14 protein-coding genes are annotated in these 15,462 nt (G+C 41.7%); 13 read left to right on the plus strand and 1 reads right to left on the minus strand.

Annotated elements, in window-relative coordinates; translation table 11 throughout:
- Window positions 1-238, plus strand: a 238-nt coding sequence (locus DXB43_RS03895) for a hypothetical protein (RefSeq protein ID WP_158567189.1), incomplete at its 5' end; no start/stop codon positions are given.
- 86 nt (window positions 239-324) lie between these two features.
- On the opposite strand, the gene DXB43_RS03900 is transcribed toward DXB43_RS03895, so the two are convergent.
- Complete coding sequence (locus DXB43_RS03900; RefSeq protein WP_022243052.1) at window positions 325-666, minus strand: phenylpyruvate tautomerase MIF-related protein; 342 nt, start codon at window positions 664-666, stop codon at window positions 325-327.
- Window positions 667-954: 288 nt separating this feature from the next.
- Between DXB43_RS03900 and leuB the strand changes: the two genes are divergently transcribed.
- From leuB to recO, 12 genes are all read left to right on the plus strand, one after another.
- On the plus strand, window positions 955-2,055 hold the full coding sequence (gene leuB / locus DXB43_RS03905; protein WP_022243051.1) for a 3-isopropylmalate dehydrogenase: 1,101 nt from the start codon (window positions 955-957) through the stop codon (window positions 2,053-2,055).
- A 50-nt stretch (window positions 2,056-2,105) separates the two neighbouring features.
- The gene (gene ilvD, locus DXB43_RS03910; RefSeq protein ID WP_117946861.1) at window positions 2,106-3,788 is read left to right on the plus strand and encodes a dihydroxy-acid dehydratase; all 1,683 of its coding nucleotides are present in this window, start codon (window positions 2,106-2,108) and stop codon (window positions 3,786-3,788) included.
- Between the two features lie 58 nt (window positions 3,789-3,846).
- The gene (ilvB, locus tag DXB43_RS03915; protein ID WP_117946996.1) at window positions 3,847-5,520 is read left to right on the plus strand and encodes a biosynthetic-type acetolactate synthase large subunit; all 1,674 of its coding nucleotides are present in this window, start codon (window positions 3,847-3,849) and stop codon (window positions 5,518-5,520) included.
- A gap of 52 nt (window positions 5,521-5,572) precedes the next feature.
- On the plus strand, window positions 5,573-6,655 hold the full coding sequence (gene serC, locus DXB43_RS03920; protein WP_117946862.1) for a 3-phosphoserine/phosphohydroxythreonine transaminase: 1,083 nt from the start codon (window positions 5,573-5,575) through the stop codon (window positions 6,653-6,655).
- Window positions 6,655-7,818 (plus strand): phosphoglycerate dehydrogenase, encoded by a 1,164-nt coding sequence (locus DXB43_RS03925; protein WP_117697045.1) that lies wholly within the window; start codon window positions 6,655-6,657, stop codon window positions 7,816-7,818. The genes serC and DXB43_RS03925 overlap by 1 nt, the downstream gene beginning before the upstream one ends.
- 120 nt (window positions 7,819-7,938) lie before the next feature.
- Complete coding sequence (locus DXB43_RS03930) at window positions 7,939-9,177, plus strand: DUF1015 domain-containing protein (protein WP_117946863.1); 1,239 nt, start codon at window positions 7,939-7,941, stop codon at window positions 9,175-9,177.
- A gap of 31 nt (window positions 9,178-9,208) precedes the next feature.
- Window positions 9,209-10,120, plus strand: a complete 912-nt coding sequence (locus tag DXB43_RS03935; protein ID WP_117946864.1) for a mechanosensitive ion channel family protein — start codon at window positions 9,209-9,211, stop codon at window positions 10,118-10,120.
- A 120-nt stretch (window positions 10,121-10,240) separates the two neighbouring features.
- Window positions 10,241-10,441: a cold shock domain-containing protein gene (locus tag DXB43_RS03940; RefSeq protein ID WP_022243044.1), complete on the plus strand. Its 201-nt coding sequence runs from the start codon at window positions 10,241-10,243 to the stop codon at window positions 10,439-10,441.
- Window positions 10,442-10,592: 151 nt separating this feature from the next.
- Window positions 10,593-13,511 carry an insulinase family protein gene (locus DXB43_RS03945; RefSeq protein ID WP_330417861.1) on the plus strand — a complete coding sequence of 973 codons (2,919 nt, stop codon included), beginning with the start codon at window positions 10,593-10,595 and terminating at the stop codon, window positions 13,509-13,511.
- Window positions 13,512-13,556: 45 nt separating this feature from the next.
- Window positions 13,557-14,468: a GTPase Era gene (era, locus tag DXB43_RS03950; RefSeq protein ID WP_022243042.1), complete on the plus strand. Its 912-nt coding sequence runs from the start codon at window positions 13,557-13,559 to the stop codon at window positions 14,466-14,468.
- Window positions 14,469-14,546: 78 nt separating this feature from the next.
- Window positions 14,547-14,735: a YqzL family protein gene (locus tag DXB43_RS03955; RefSeq protein WP_022243041.1), complete on the plus strand. Its 189-nt coding sequence runs from the start codon at window positions 14,547-14,549 to the stop codon at window positions 14,733-14,735.
- Entirely contained in the window at window positions 14,680-15,420 is a 741-nt protein-coding gene (recO, locus tag DXB43_RS03960) for a DNA repair protein RecO (RefSeq protein WP_022243040.1), read from the plus strand. Before DXB43_RS03955 ends, recO begins: the two co-directional genes overlap by 56 nt.
- The last annotated feature ends 42 nt before the right edge of the window (window positions 15,421-15,462 follow it).

Consider the following 15,462-nt stretch of genomic DNA (forward strand, 5'->3'; position numbering starts at 1 on the left):
TGCAATACTAAGTTCCAGTTTTTGGGTGAATGGACTGGAATTTAATTTTCCAATTCACCGGAGAGTAATTTATACAAATGGATTACAATGGAAATTTTATAGAGTAGATAAAGAACCGGTAAAGGTAATTGTTTTAGGGCGTATAGACCCTCATAATCAGGATTCTGTAATCTGGGAACCGGTAGATAACTGGTATAAACTGATGAGCTTTTTAGAGGACTGGAATTGGAAATCATAAGATAGGGTTGCCATAGAATAAAACACAAAAAGACAGGCATATCACACAACGTATAGCTATTAGTGTGATATGCCTTTTCTAGTCCCCTAGAAATTACTGTCATTCCATCCCCAGTCCTCGGTCGGGAAGTAAGCAACATAGATTCGCTTCTTCGGAATACCAAGCTCATTTTCTAAGAGCGTGCAGACCTTCCTTGTCATAAGATTCATCTGTGGCTTGGTCGGATAGCCGTAGCATTTCACTTCTACATAAGCAATGTCTTTGGTGCTTCCTAGAAAGCAAAGAGAAGCATTCCCCTCGAACCCGGTCATCACCCAGTTTTCACCTTTGCCGAGACAGTCTCTGGTGATGATGCAGAGCTCCTTGGACAGGGCATCTTTTTTTGCAATATCTAAAGTCGCAGTAGTTTTCATGTTAATAAATGGCATTTGAAAATCCTCCTTGCAAATTGATAAGTTAATTGGTTCATTAAATACCTACCTCAAGTCTACTGTACCAGTCCCCATCTGACAAGAAAAAGATTTGTATAATAACAACAAATCATATCAAAAGAACAGAATATAACCACAGTTTATAAAAACTATGAGAAACTATAATGGTAAAATTTATTGAATTCTTCGGATAAATAAGCTATGATATAGGATAATGAGCATTACCATAATCAGTAGTTATGAAATTGGGATGCATGCAATAGGAAAAGAAAGAAGGATTTACCCATGAATTATAATGTTGGAGTAATTGCCGGTGACGGAATCGGACCGGAGATTGTAAGCGAAGCAAGAAAGGTGTTAGATGCCATTGGAGCAAAATTCGGACACACCTTTACATATGACGAGATACTGATGGGCGGTTGTTCTATCGATGCAACCGGTGTACCGCTGACCGATGATGCCATTGCGCATGCAAAAGCGGCAGATGCAGTTCTGATGGGTTCCATCGGAGGAAATACAGCAACATCCCCTTGGTACAAATTAGAGCCATCCCTTCGCCCGGAGGCAGGTCTTTTGAAATTAAGAAAAGCATTGAACCTTTTTGCTAACTTAAGACCGGCATACCTTTATGAAGAATTAAAGGAAGCATGTCCACTGCGTGATGATATTATCGGAGACGGATTTGACATGATGATTATGCGTGAGCTGACCGGCGGACTTTATTTCGGAGAGAGAAAGACAGAAGAAGTGGACGGTGTGATGACGGCAACCGATACTTTGACATATAACGAAAATGAAATCCGCAGAATTGCAAAACGTGGATTTGACATTGCCATGAAACGCCGCAGGAAAGTAACCAGCGTGGATAAGGCAAACGTACTGGATTCCTCCAGACTCTGGAGAAAGATTGTAGAAGAAGTAGCAAAGGACTATCCGGAAGTAACATATGAGCATATGCTGGTAGATAACTGTGCCATGCAGTTGGTAAAAGACCCGAAGCAGTTCGATGTAATTTTAACTGAGAATATGTTTGGAGATATTTTATCCGATGAAGCAAGTATGGTAACCGGTTCTATCGGAATGTTATCCTCTGCAAGCTTAAATGATACGAAATTCGGTCTTTATGAGCCAAGCGGCGGTTCTGCACCGGATATCGCAGGAAAAGGAATTGCAAACCCAATTGCAACCATTTTAAGTGCAGCGATGATGTTAAGATATTCCTTTGATCTCGATAAAGAAGCAGATGCCATTGAAAATGCCGTAAAGAAGGTATTAAAGGCAGGCTATCGTACCATTGACATTATGCCACAGGAAGAAGCAAAGAAAGCAACCGTAACCCAGGTAGGAACAGCCAGAATGGGTGACTTAATCGTAGAGAATCTGTAAGAGATAAGAAATTTTCAGACAGAACAATAAAAAAGAGAGGAAGAACGAAGATGAAGAGTGATAATGTAAAAGCCGGAATGCAGCAGGCTCCGCACAGAAGTCTTTTTAACGCTTTGGGATTTACCGAAGAAGAAATGAAGAAACCAATGGTTGGTATCGTAAGTTCTTATAATGAAATCGTACCGGGCCATATGAATCTGGATAAAATTGTAAACGCTGTAAAATTAGGTGTTGCAGAAGCAGGTGGAGTACCGGTTGTATTCCCCGCAATTGCAGTTTGTGATGGAATTGCCATGGGACATATCGGAATGAAATATTCCCTGGTAACAAGAGACTTAATTGCAGATTCCACAGAGTGTATGGCATTAGCCCATCAGTTTGATGCACTGGTTATGGTGCCAAACTGTGATAAGAACGTACCGGGACTTCTGATGGCAGCAGCAAGAATTAATGTCCCTACCGTATTTGTTTCCGGTGGTCCGATGTTAGCAGGTCATGTAAAGGGACGTAAGAGAAGTTTATCTTCCATGTTTGAGGCAGTAGGCTCCTATGCAGCAGGTACAATGACAGAGGAAGAAGTAAGAGAATACGAAGAGAAAGTATGTCCGACCTGCGGCTCCTGTTCCGGTATGTATACCGCAAACTCCATGAACTGTCTGACCGAGGCACTTGGTATGGGCTTACGTGGAAACGGAACTATTCCTGCTGTATATTCCGAGCGTATCAAATTAGCAAAACATGCCGGAATGGCAGTTATGGATATGTATCGGAAAGATATCCGTCCAAGAGATATTATGACAAAGGATGCTATTTTAAATGCACTAACCGTAGATATGGCGTTAGGCTGCTCTACCAACAGTATGCTTCATCTGCCTGCAATCGCACATGAAGTAGGATTTGATTTTGATATTTCCTTTGCAAATCCAATCAGTGAGAAGACTCCGAACCTCTGCCACCTGGCACCGGCAGGCCCAACCTATATGGAAGACTTAAATGAAGCCGGCGGTGTCTATGCTGTCATGAAAGAATTAGCAGATGCAGGACTTTTACATACAGACTGTATGACCGTAACCGGTAAGACCGTAGGCGAGAATATCAAAGATGCAGTCAATAAGAATCCGGAAGTTATCCGTCCACTGGATAATCCATACAGTAAGACCGGTGGTCTTGCCGTATTAAAAGGAAATCTTGCTCCGGACGGCGGTGTTGTAAAACGTTCCGCAGTCGTAGAAGAGATGATGGTTCATGAAGGACCGGCAAGAGTATTTGACTGTGAGGAAGATGCCATTGCTGCAATCAAAGGTGGAAAAATTGTTGCCGGTGATGTAGTCGTGATCCGTTACGAAGGACCAAAAGGCGGCCCTGGTATGCGTGAGATGTTAAATCCGACTTCTGCAATCGCAGGTATGGGACTTGGTTCTTCCGTAGCATTGATTACAGACGGACGTTTCTCCGGCGCAAGCCGTGGAGCTTCCATCGGTCATGTTTCACCGGAAGCAGCCGTAGGCGGACCAATCGCATTGGTAGAAGAAGGCGATATCATTAAGATTAACATTCCGGAAATGAAGTTAGAGCTTGCAGTATCCGATGAAGAACTGGCAGCCCGTAAAGCAAAATGGCAGCCAAGAGAACCGAAGGTAACAACCGGATATCTGGCACGTTATGCTTCCATGGTTACTTCAGGAAACCGCGGTGCAATTTTACAGATTCCAGGTACCGGGGAAGAAAAATAAGAACCGGTAATCTGTAAATATACAGCAGAAAGATAAGTTGGAAAGAGAGGAAATTTCAATGCTCTTAACAGGTGCTGAAATCGTAATAGAATGTTTGAAAGAGCAGGGCGTGGATACGGTATTTGGTTATCCGGGCGGTGCAATTTTAAATGTATATGATGAGTTATATAAACATAGTAATGAAATAAAACATATTTTAACTTCCCATGAGCAGGGAGCTTCCCATGCGGCAGACGGATATGCAAGAAGCACCGGAAAAGTAGGTGTGTGCTTTGCCACCAGCGGACCGGGTGCAACTAATCTGGTAACCGGAATCGCAACCGCATATATGGATTCTGTTCCAATGGTAGCAATTACCTGTAATGTCAATGTGCCGCTTCTTGGCAAAGACAGTTTCCAGGAAATTGATATCGCAGGAATTACCATGCCGATTACCAAGCACAACTTTATTGTAAAAGATGTCAATGATCTGGCAGATACCATCCGCCGGGCATTCCGCATTGCAAAAAAAGGAAGACCGGGTCCTGTTCTTGTGGATATTCCAAAGGATGTCACTGCCAACAAGGCAGAATATAAAGCACAGCGTATTGAACCGGTACTGCGTGTGACAGAAACCATCCGGGAGGAAGACTTAGAAGAAGCAGCAGCTTTGATTCAGAAAGCGAAAAAACCATATATCTTTGTGGGCGGCGGTGCCGTAATTTCCGACTGTTCGGATGAATTGAGAGAATTTGTGGATAAGGTGGATGCACCGGTTTGTGATACCCTGATGGGAAAAGGTGCATTTAACGGAACGGATGAACGTTATACCGGAATGCTTGGAATGCATGGAACCAAGACTTCCAATCTTGGAGTCAGCGAGTGCGATCTTCTGATTGCAGTAGGTGTCCGTTTCTCAGACCGTGTGCTTGGAAATGCTAAGAAATTTGCCCATCATGCAAAAATCTTACAGTTTGATGTGGATGCGGCAGAGATTAATAAAAATATCATGGTAACAAACAGCGTGATTGGTGATTTAAAGAAGATTCTTGCAAGAATCAATCCGATGTTATCTCCGATGGAGCATAAAGAGTGGATGGAGCACATCATGGAATACAAGAAAGAATATCCATTGATCTATCATCCGGAAGGATTAAGCGGTCCGTTCGTAATCGAAGAAATCTATCGTCAGACCAACGGAGATGCTATCATGGTAACGGAGGTCGGACAGCATCAGATGTGGGCAGCACAGTATTATAAATACAAACAGCCGCGAACACTTCTGACATCCGGTGGACTTGGAACCATGGGTTATGGACTGGGGGCAGCAATCGGTGCGCAGATAGCAAATCCGGATAAACAGGTTATCAATATTGCCGGTGACGGATGTTTCCGTATGAATATGAATGAGATTGCAACAGCAGTCCGTCAGAAGCTTCCGTTAATCGAAGTTATCATCAATAACCATGTGCTTGGAATGGTAAGACAGTGGCAGACACTTTTCTATGAGAAGCATTATTCTGCAACTGTTTTAGACGATGGAGTAGATTTTGTAAAACTGGCAGAAGCCATGGGAGCAACGGGATATCGTGCAACCAGTCAGGCAGAATTTGTCGATATTTTGAAAAAAGCACTTGCAAGTAGTACACCAGTTGTTATAGACTGTATAATTGATAGTGATGATAAGGTGTGGCCAATGGTAGCACCGGGGGCAGCTATATCTGAGGTGTTTACCGAGGAAGATTTAAAATAATAAGCCATTACATATAGAAAGATATGTGTAAGAAGTGAGGAGGAATTAGAAAATGAGCAGAGTATATAATTTTTCTGCAGGTCCGGCAGTATTACCGGAAGAAGTTTTACAGGAAGCAGCAGATGAGATGTTAGACTACAGAGGATGTGGAATGTCCGTAATGGAGATGAGTCATCGTTCCAAAGTATATGACAACATCATCAAAGAGGCAGAAGCTGATTTAAGAGACTTAATGAATATCCCGGATAATTACAAGGTATTATTCTTACAGGGTGGAGCTTCCCAGCAGTTTGCTGCAATTCCAATGAACCTGATGAAAAATAAGAAAGCTGCATACATTGTAACTGGACAGTGGGCTAAGAAAGCTTACCAGGAAGCAAAAATGTATGGGGATGCAGTAGAAGTAGCATCTTCAGCAGATAAGACCTTCTCTTATATTCCGGATTGTTCAGATCTGGATATTCCGGAAGATGCAGATTATGTATATATCTGTGAAAACAATACAATTTATGGAACCAAGTTCAAAGAACTTCCAAATACCAAAGGACATACACTTGTTGCAGACGTATCTTCCTGCTTCTTATCAGAACCGGTTGATGTAACCAAATACGGAGTAATCTACGGCGGCGTTCAGAAGAACATTGGACCTGCAGGTGTTGTAATCGTAATCATTCGTGAAGACTTAATTACAGATGATGTTCTTCCGGGAACACCTACCATGTTAAAATACAAGACTCAGGCAGATGCTGATTCTCTTTACAATACACCACCATGCTACGGCATTTATATCTGTGGTAAAGTATTCAAATGGTTAAAGAAGATGGGCGGACTCGAAGTTATGAAACAGCGTAACGAAGAGAAAGCTAAGATTCTTTATGATTTCTTAGATCAGAGCAAGTTATTCAAGGGAACTGTAGTTCCAAAAGACCGTTCTCTTATGAACGTACCATTTGTTACCGGTGATGCTGACTTAGATGCAAAATTCGTCAAAGAAGCAACCGAAGCCGGTTTTGTAAACTTAAAGGGACACAGAACCGTTGGCGGTATGCGTGCCAGCATTTATAATGCAATGCCAAAAGAGGGCGTTGAGAAGCTGGTGGCATTTATGAAGAAGTTTGAGGAGGAGAACGCATAATGTTTAACTATACATGTTTAAATCCAATCGCTGGTGTAGGCTTAGACCTTTTGTCAGATGAATATAACAAAGTAGAAGATATTAAAGATGCACAGGCAGTCTTAGTAAGAAGTGCAGCAATGCATGATATGGAACTTCCAAAGACTTTAGAAGTTGTTGCAAGAGCCGGTGCAGGTGTAAATAATATCCCATTGGATAAATGTGCAGAAGCAGGTATCGTAGTATTCAATACACCGGGTGCAAACGCAAATGGTGTAAAGGAACTGGTATTTGCAGGAATGTTATTGGCAGCCCGTGACGTAGTCGGTGGAATCGAATGGGTAAAAGGCGAGGAAGGCAATGCAGATGTTGCAAAACTTGCTGAGAAACAGAAGAAGAACTTTGCCGGAAGCGAAATTGCAGGAAAGAAGCTTGGCGTTATCGGACTTGGTGCCATCGGTGTTAAAGTAGCAAATGCTGCAACACATCTTGGAATGGAAGTATACGGATATGACCCATACATTTCTGTAAATGCTGCATGGAGCTTATCACGCAATGTAAATCATGTAAATGCTGTAGAAGAAATTTACAAGAACTGTGATTATATCACAATTCATGTTCCGCTTTTAGATTCTACCAAGAAAATGATTAATGCAGAAGCAATTGCAATGATGAAACCTACCACTGTAGTATTGAACTTTGCAAGAGACTTACTGGTTGATGAAGAGGCAATGGTAGCAGCATTAGAGGAAGGAAAGATTGCAAAATATGTCAGCGACTTCCCAAATCCAACCACAGTTGGAAAGAAAGGCTGTATCGTAACTCCTCATATTGGAGCTTCTACCGAAGAATCCGAAGATAACTGTGCAGTAATGGCAGTAAAAGAGATTCGTGATTTCTTAGAGAATGGAAATATTACACATTCTGTAAACTATCCGGACTGCAATATGGGCGAGTGCAAGAGTGCAGGAAGACTGTTACTGTTACACCGTAACGTAAAGGGAATGATTAGCAGCTATACTTCTATTTTAGGAGATGCAAATATCAACATTTCTGATATGACTAATAAGAGCCGTGGCGATTATGCATGTACACTGCTTGATGTGGATGCACCTGTTACTAAAGAAGTAGAAGAGAAACTTCAGACCTTAGATGGTGTATTAAAGGTTCGTATTGTAAAATAATAAATGCAGGTGAGAAAAAGATAATATATGGACTGCCCGGTTACGCCGCGACAGTCCATTTCTCTTACGCAGGAAACTCACAAAGCGTGTTTTTCGCAATTACGCAGGAAGGAGAAAACAATGGCAGATATCAGACCATTTTTATGTATCAGACCAAGAGAGGATGAGGCGGCAGAGATTGCAGCGCTTCCGTATGATGTATATAACAGAGAAGAAGCAAAGAAAGCGGTAGAAGGACATGACAAAAGCTTTCTTCGCATTGACCGTGCCGAGACACAGTTTGATGATTCCGTAGACACTTATGCACCGGAGGTATATAAGAAAGCCCATGACATGCTCTGGGATATGGTAGCAGAAGGTGATTTCGTAAAAGAAGAGAAACCGTGCTATTATATTTACGAACTGACCATGGACGGAAGGGTGCAGACCGGTATTACAGCCTGTGCTTCGATTGATGATTATCAGAATCAGGTCATTAAAAAACATGAGAATACCAGAGCAGATAAAGAGCAGGACAGAATCAACCATGTAAATATCTGTGATGCACAGACCGGACCGATTTTCTTAGCATACCGTTCCAATGATGTCATCAATGCAGTGGTAGAGAAGGTAAAGAAGACAGCACCTCTTTATGATTTTGTGGCAGAGGATGGAATCGGACATCGTGTATACAGAATTGTAGAGGCAGAAGATATTGCGGCTATCGAGGAAGCATTTGCAAAGATAAAAGAAATCTATATCGCAGACGGTCATCACCGTGCAGCATCCGCGGTAAAGGTAGGACTGATGCGGAGAGCAGAGCATCCGGATTATGACGGAACTGAGGAATTTAACTATTTCTTATCCGTATTATTCCCGGATGACCAGCTTATGATTATGGATTATAACCGTGTGGTAAAAGACTTAAATGGAATGACAGAAGAGGAATTCCTTGGAAAGATGAACGACCTGTTTGAAGTGGGCACGCCACAGAAGGAAGCGGTTCATCCAACGGAAAAAGGAAGTTTCAGCATGTACCTTGGGGATAACTGGTATGCCTGCCGGATGAAAGAAGCGGATTTAAGCAGTGACCCGGTAGATGGGCTGGACGTATCAATTTTACAGAATGTGTTACTGCATCCGGTACTTGGCATTGAAGACCCAAAGACCGATAAGCGGATTGATTTCGTAGGTGGAATCCGTGGACTGGAGGAATTGGAGCGCAGAGTACATAGTGACTGTAAAGTGGCATTTGCCATGTATCCGACCAGCATCGGAGAGCTGTTTGCAGTAGCAGATGCCGGAAGACTGATGCCGCCGAAATCCACCTGGTTTGAGCCAAAACTTCGCAGTGGATTATTTGTTCATGCACTTTCATAATAACTTTCATAAATAACTGGAGGATATTAAAATGGGATTTTATCTGACCGCATTAGAAGCCGGCACAGAGGGCATTACAGCGGAAGAAGTCAGCGATACTATTGAACAGATGAAGAAACCGGGCGTGGTACGTACTTACCTGGAGGGGCTGGTGCCGGATTTACTGGCGTTTCTCTTTCAGGTGGTGATTGCTTGCGTGGTATATGCCATTGGCGTAAAGTTAATCAAACTTTTCCGGAAACTCGTCCGGAAATGGCTGGATAAAAAGGATGCTGACAAGGGTGTAAAACAGTTTATGGATGCACTGGTCAAGTGCATTGGATATTTCTTCTTGATTGTAATCATTCTTTCGCTTTTTGGAATTGCAACCACATCTGTAATGGCAATTGCAGGTTCTGCAGGACTGACGGTAGGCCTGGCACTGCAGGGAAGCTTAGCCAACTTTGCCGGCGGCGTATTAATACTGATGTTAAAACCGTTTAAAGTGGGGGATTATATTGTAGAAGACAGCCATGGCAACGAAGGAACGGTAACAGAGATTTCGATTTTCTACACCAAGTTAAAGAGTGTTGACAATAAGATTATCGTAATTCCAAATGGAATCTTAGCCAACAGCAGCCTTACCAATGTAACCTACAGTGAGAAACGCAGGATTGACCTGGAAGTAGGGGTGTCCTATTCGGCGGATTTAAAGAAGACGAAGGCTGTGATAGAGCAGTTGCTTCTTTCCGAAGAACGCCGGCTTAAGGACGAGGCGGTGCAGGTCTTTGTATCGGAATTGGGAGACAGCAGTGTTACCATTGGTGCAAGAGTGTGGGTGCCGACTGATTTATACTGGGATATCCGCTGGGCACTGACTGAGGAGATGAAAAATGCCCTGGATGAAAATGGAATCGAAATTCCATTCCCGCAGCTTGATGTCAACGTAAAGAATCCGGTATAAAATCGGACAAAAAAGTGAAAAAGTTTGACAAATATTGGAAAATATGCTACTGTTAGCCATGTAGTCGTGCACAATTTTGTGCAACTTTTTAGATTTATTGTGTATTAGGAGGAAAAAGAAATGCAGGGAACTGTAAAATGGTTTAACGCAAAGAAGGGTTATGGATTTATCTCAGATGCAGAAGGAAATGATGTATTCGTTCATTTCTCCGCATTAAATATGGATGGATTCAAAGAGCTTAAAGATGGAGAAGCAGTTGAATTTGAGGTAGTAGAAGGAGAAAAAGGACCTCAGGCAGCTAACGTAGTTCGCTTAGGTTAATTCGTATAGAGTTGAATATGAAATAAGCGCAGAGCAGGAAGATGGATATCCGTCTTCCTGTTTTTAGGTTTATCAGGTGTAAATGTAAAAAAAATGTGTTATACTGATAAAGACTGTGAGTCAGATTATGAGAACATGGAGGATAAAACATTTGAATTTAGCAGCGTTAACAGCATATGAATTAATCAAAGAAGAAAATCTGACAGACATCCATGCAAAGGGATATCTGCTTCGACATAAAAAGAGTGGAGCTAAAATCAGCCTTATTTCCAATGATGATGAAAATAAGGTCTTTTATATTGGATTCCGTACTCCGGTAGAGGACAGCACCGGCGTACCACATATCATTGAGCATACGGTATTGTGCGGTTCGGACAAGTTCCCGGTGAAGGACCCGTTTGTGGAACTGGTGAAGGGTTCTTTAAATACATTCTTAAATGCCATGACTTACCCGGACAAGACCGTTTATCCGGTGGCAAGCTGCAATGATAAAGATTTTGCTAATCTGATGGATGTATACTTAGACGCTGTGTTCCATCCGAATATCTATAAGAAAGAAGAAATCTTCAAACAGGAAGGCTGGCACTATGAATTAGAGGATAGAGATGCACCGGTTACCATCAATGGAGTGGTATACAATGAGATGAAGGGCGCATTTTCTTCTCCGGAGGGTGTCTTAGACCGTGTAGTATTAAATTCCCTGTTCCCGGATACCACATACAGCAATGAGTCCGGCGGTGACCCGGAAGTAATTCCGGAGCTTACTTATGAGCAGTACCTTGATTTCCACCGGAAATTTTATCATCCATGTAATTCTTATATTTACCTTTATGGAAATATGGATATGGACGAAAAACTGGAGTTTCTCGATAAAGAATATTTAAGCCATTATGATAAAATCGAAGTAGATTCCGCAATTCAGCTGCAGGCTCCTTTTGAAAAGCCGGTAACCATCAGCAAGCCATATTCCATTGCATCTTCCGAAAGCTTAGAGGACAATGCATATCTTTCCTATAATGTGGCAATCGGAACGAATCTTGAGAGTGAACTGACTCTGGCATTTGATGTCTTGGATTATGCACTATTAAGTGCACCGGGAGCACCGTTGAAGCAGGCACTTATTGATGCAGGAATCGGAAAAGATATCATGGGCGGATTTGATAACAGCACCTTACAGCCAATTTTTTCTGTGGTGGCAAAGAATGCTAATAAAGAAGACGAAGAGAAGTTTGTAGGAATTATCGAAGATACTTTAAAGAAAATCGTCAAAGACGGTCTCAATAGAAAATCCCTGTTAGCAGGAATCAACAGTGAAGAATTCAAGTTCCGTGAAGCAGATTACGGTAATTTCCCGAAGGGATTAATTTATGGATTATCCTGTATGGACAGCTGGCTTTATGATGATGACGAACCATTCTTATATCTTAAAATATTAGACGTATTTGCAGCATTAAAGGAAAAGATTGAAACAGGATATTTTGAAGAACTGATTCAGAAATATCTTTTGGATAACAGCCATAAATCCTATGTATCCATTGAACCGGAAAAAGGCTTAAATGCCAGGCTGGAAAAAGAATTAGAAGAGAAACTGGCAGCTTATAAGAATGGCTTATCAGAAGAAGAGATTGATAAGTTAGTAGAGGATACAAAGCATTTAAAACTGTATCAGGAAGAGCCGTCACCAAAGGAAGACCTGATGAAGATTCCGATGTTAAAACGGCAGGACATGAAGCGTGAAGCACAGCCGCTGGTATATGAAAAGGTAAGCTGCAATGGCATCGAAACCATTCATACCAACATTTATTCCAATGGCATTCATTATCTGAATCTGATGTTTGATATCAGTGATATTACAGAAGAAGAACTGCCATACCTTGGGGTGTTAAAAGCTGTACTTGGTTATATGGATACAGAGCATTATAATTATGCAGACTTAGCAAATGAGATTAATCTTATGACCGGCGGTATCTCTTCCCAGATTAATATTTATGCGGATACTAAGAAAAAAGACAGTTTCCATGCAAAATACGAAGTACGTTCCAAGATTCTTTATCAGAATCTGGAAGAGGGGCTTAGACTTCTTTCTGAGATTCTGATGGGCACACAGATTACAGATGAAAAACGTCTCTATGAGATTTTAGCGCGTATCAAATCGAGACTGCAGATGTCCTTAAGCTCTGCCGGACATTCCGTATCTGCCATGCGGGCAATGTCTTATTTCTCACCGGTAGCCCGATTCAATGATCTGGTTGGCGGAATTGCACTGTACCGGACGATTGCAGAATTAGAAGAACATTTTGAAGAAAAGAAGCAGTTCTTAATGGATAAATTAAGAAGCCTTACAGAGAAAATATTTGTAAAGAACAGACTGTTGATTTCCCTGACGGCAGACGCAGAAGGATATCAGCTGTTAGAAGAAAAATTCCCGCAGTTCTTAACTGTTTTACCGGATGGAGAGAAAGAGGGAGAAGCAGTTGCCTTCCATTGTGAGAAAAAGAATGAAGGCTTCTTGGATGCATCCAAAGTACAGTATGTATCCAGAGCCGGAAATTATTTATCGAAAGGATATTCCTATACCGGAGCACTTCGTATCTTAAAAGTAATTTTAAGCTATGATTACCTTTGGATTAATGTCCGGGTAAAGGGTGGTGCATATGGCTGCATGAGCGGATTTATGCGGAACGGAGATGCATATTTCACTTCTTACCGTGACCCGAACCTTAAGAGCACCAATGAGATTTACGAAGGTATCCCGGCATATTTAAGAGCTTTTGATGCAGATGAACGTGATATGACAAAATATATCATCGGAACAGTAAGCGATATGGATACCCCGTTGAATCCGGCTGCCAAGGGCATGCGTTCCGTAAGTGCTTATCTTACCAATATTTCTTATGAGGAATTACAGCGTGAGAGAAATGAAGTTTTAGATGCACAGCCGGAAAATATCAAAAATCTCGCAGTGCTTATTGAAGCAGTACTCGCACAGGATGCTTTGTGTGTCATCGGTGCAGAGGAAAATGTAGAAGCAGAAAAAGATATGTTCTTAGAAGTAAAGAATCTTTATTAAAAGCTGTGGGTAATAGTCCCGCAGCATACATAAGAAGGAGTAAGTATGACGGAAAATTTTAAATCAGGCTTTGTAACACTGATTGGACGGCCGAATGTAGGAAAGTCCACCTTGATGAATCATCTGATTGGACAGAAGATTGCAATTACATCCAATAAACCGCAGACTACCAGAAACCGTATCCAGACTATTTATACGGATGAAAACAGAGGACAGATTATTTTTGTGGATACACCTGGTATCCATAAGGCAAAGAATAAGCTGGGCGAATTTATGGTAAATGTGGCAGAACACACATTAAATGAAGTGGATGTCATTTTATGGCTGGTGGAACCGAGTGATTTTATCGGCGCAGGAGAGCAGCATATTATTGAGAAATTAAAGACCGTAAAGACACCGGTTATTCTGGTTATCAATAAATTAGATACCTTGGATAACAAGGATAAAATGCTGGAGTACATTGACACTTATCGTAAAGTTTATGACTTTGCGGAAATCGTACCGGCATCTGCACTACGGGGAGAAAATACGGATGTTATCATTGATTTGATTTTTAAATATCTGCCGTATGGTCCGATGTTCTATGATGAGGATACCATTACCGACCAGCCGGAGCGTCAGATTGTGGCAGAGCTGATTCGTGAAAAAGCCTTACATGCTTTAAATGAAGAAATTCCTCATGGAATTGCCGTTTCTATTGACCAGATGAAGAAACGCAAAGGCAGGAAAATGTTTGATATTGATGCCACGATTATCTGTGAGCGGGATTCCCACAAGGGAATTATTATCGGCAAGCAGGGAGCCATGTTAAAGAAGATTGGTACCAATGCCAGATATGAAATTGAACACCTCTTAGATGCCAAGGTTAATTTGAAACTTTGGGTAAAAGTGAAAAAAGACTGGCGTGACAGCGATTATATGATTAAGAACTTCGGATACCGGGAAGAGGAATTCTAAATATTGACAGTATTATCTTAAGTGCTTCTGGAAAACCTAATTTCATACAAGTATGAAGAAAGGGCAGGAAGGAAGCATATGGTAAGAGCAAGCTGGAATCATTTTACTTTGACCGGAAGAGTAGATGATTATCTTAAGTTTAAGGAACAGGAAAAAGAGGAACAGGATGGATTGGGCAGCCTGAAAGAGAAAGTAAGAGGTGAACAGGACCGTGGGCACAAACGTGATGGTTACGGGTATGGTGCTTACCGCAATGCCAATCAGTGAATATGACAAACGAATTACGATACTGACCCTGGAGAGGGGAAAGATTACGGCGTTTGCCAGAGGTGCAAGAAGACCGAACAGTACACTGCTGGCAGCCTGCAATCCCTTTTCCTTCGGACAGTTTGAAGTCTATGAGGGCCGTACCTCCTACAATGTGGTGCGGGCAGAAATTAAAAATTATTTTACCGAACTCACCACAGATTTGAATGATACATACTATGGATTTTATTTTCTTGAGATGGCAGAATATTATGCCCAGGAAAACAGTGATGACCGGGAAATGCTAAAGCTGCTTTACCAGTCCTTAAAGGCACTTGGAAAGAAGAATTTTGATAACCGGCTGGTCCGCGTGATTTATGAATTGAAAATGATGGTGCTAAATGGAGTATATCCGAATCTTTTTTCCTGCCAGAAATGTGGAAGAAAGGAACCGATGCAGTTTTTCAGTGTGCAGCGTGCCGGACTTCTTTGCGATTCCTGCAGCGAAACCGAGCATGGCAGACGGTTAGATGCATCTACCATTTATACGATGCAGTATATTATTACCACGGAATCAGCAAAGCTTTTTCATTTTGCAGTATCAGAAAAAGTGTTGTTTGAACTGATTCGGACGGTGAAGGAATTTCGGGAAAAATATGCACCCCATACATTTAAATCAGAGCAATTTTTAGAAGGGCTTTTCTGATTTATGGAGAAGCCGGGCATTTTGCCTGAGGTAACGCTTGAA

The organism is Roseburia sp. OM04-10BH (assembly GCF_003462605.1).
In the GTDB taxonomy this organism is placed as follows: domain Bacteria; phylum Bacillota; class Clostridia; order Lachnospirales; family Lachnospiraceae; genus Roseburia_C; species Roseburia_C amylophila.

What these genes read in the sequence shown, in the direction of transcription:
- DXB43_RS03900 (WP_022243052.1), bottom strand. Translation starts at nt 666, where the DNA reads ATGCCATTTATTAACATGAAAACTACTGCGACTTTAGATATTGCAAAA.
- leuB (WP_022243051.1), top strand. Translation starts at nt 955, where the DNA reads ATGAATTATAATGTTGGAGTAATTGCCGGTGACGGAATCGGACCGGAG.
- ilvD (WP_117946861.1), top strand. Translation starts at nt 2,106, where the DNA reads ATGAAGAGTGATAATGTAAAAGCCGGAATGCAGCAGGCTCCGCACAGA.
- ilvB (WP_117946996.1), top strand. Translation starts at nt 3,847, where the DNA reads ATGCTCTTAACAGGTGCTGAAATCGTAATAGAATGTTTGAAAGAGCAG.
- serC (WP_117946862.1), top strand. Translation starts at nt 5,573, where the DNA reads ATGAGCAGAGTATATAATTTTTCTGCAGGTCCGGCAGTATTACCGGAA.
- DXB43_RS03925 (WP_117697045.1), top strand. Translation starts at nt 6,655, where the DNA reads ATGTTTAACTATACATGTTTAAATCCAATCGCTGGTGTAGGCTTAGAC.
- DXB43_RS03930 (WP_117946863.1), top strand. Translation starts at nt 7,939, where the DNA reads ATGGCAGATATCAGACCATTTTTATGTATCAGACCAAGAGAGGATGAG.
- DXB43_RS03935 (WP_117946864.1), top strand. Translation starts at nt 9,209, where the DNA reads ATGGGATTTTATCTGACCGCATTAGAAGCCGGCACAGAGGGCATTACA.
- DXB43_RS03940 (WP_022243044.1), top strand. Translation starts at nt 10,241, where the DNA reads ATGCAGGGAACTGTAAAATGGTTTAACGCAAAGAAGGGTTATGGATTT.
- era (WP_022243042.1), top strand. Translation starts at nt 13,557, where the DNA reads ATGACGGAAAATTTTAAATCAGGCTTTGTAACACTGATTGGACGGCCG.
- DXB43_RS03955 (WP_022243041.1), top strand. Translation starts at nt 14,547, where the DNA reads ATGGTAAGAGCAAGCTGGAATCATTTTACTTTGACCGGAAGAGTAGAT.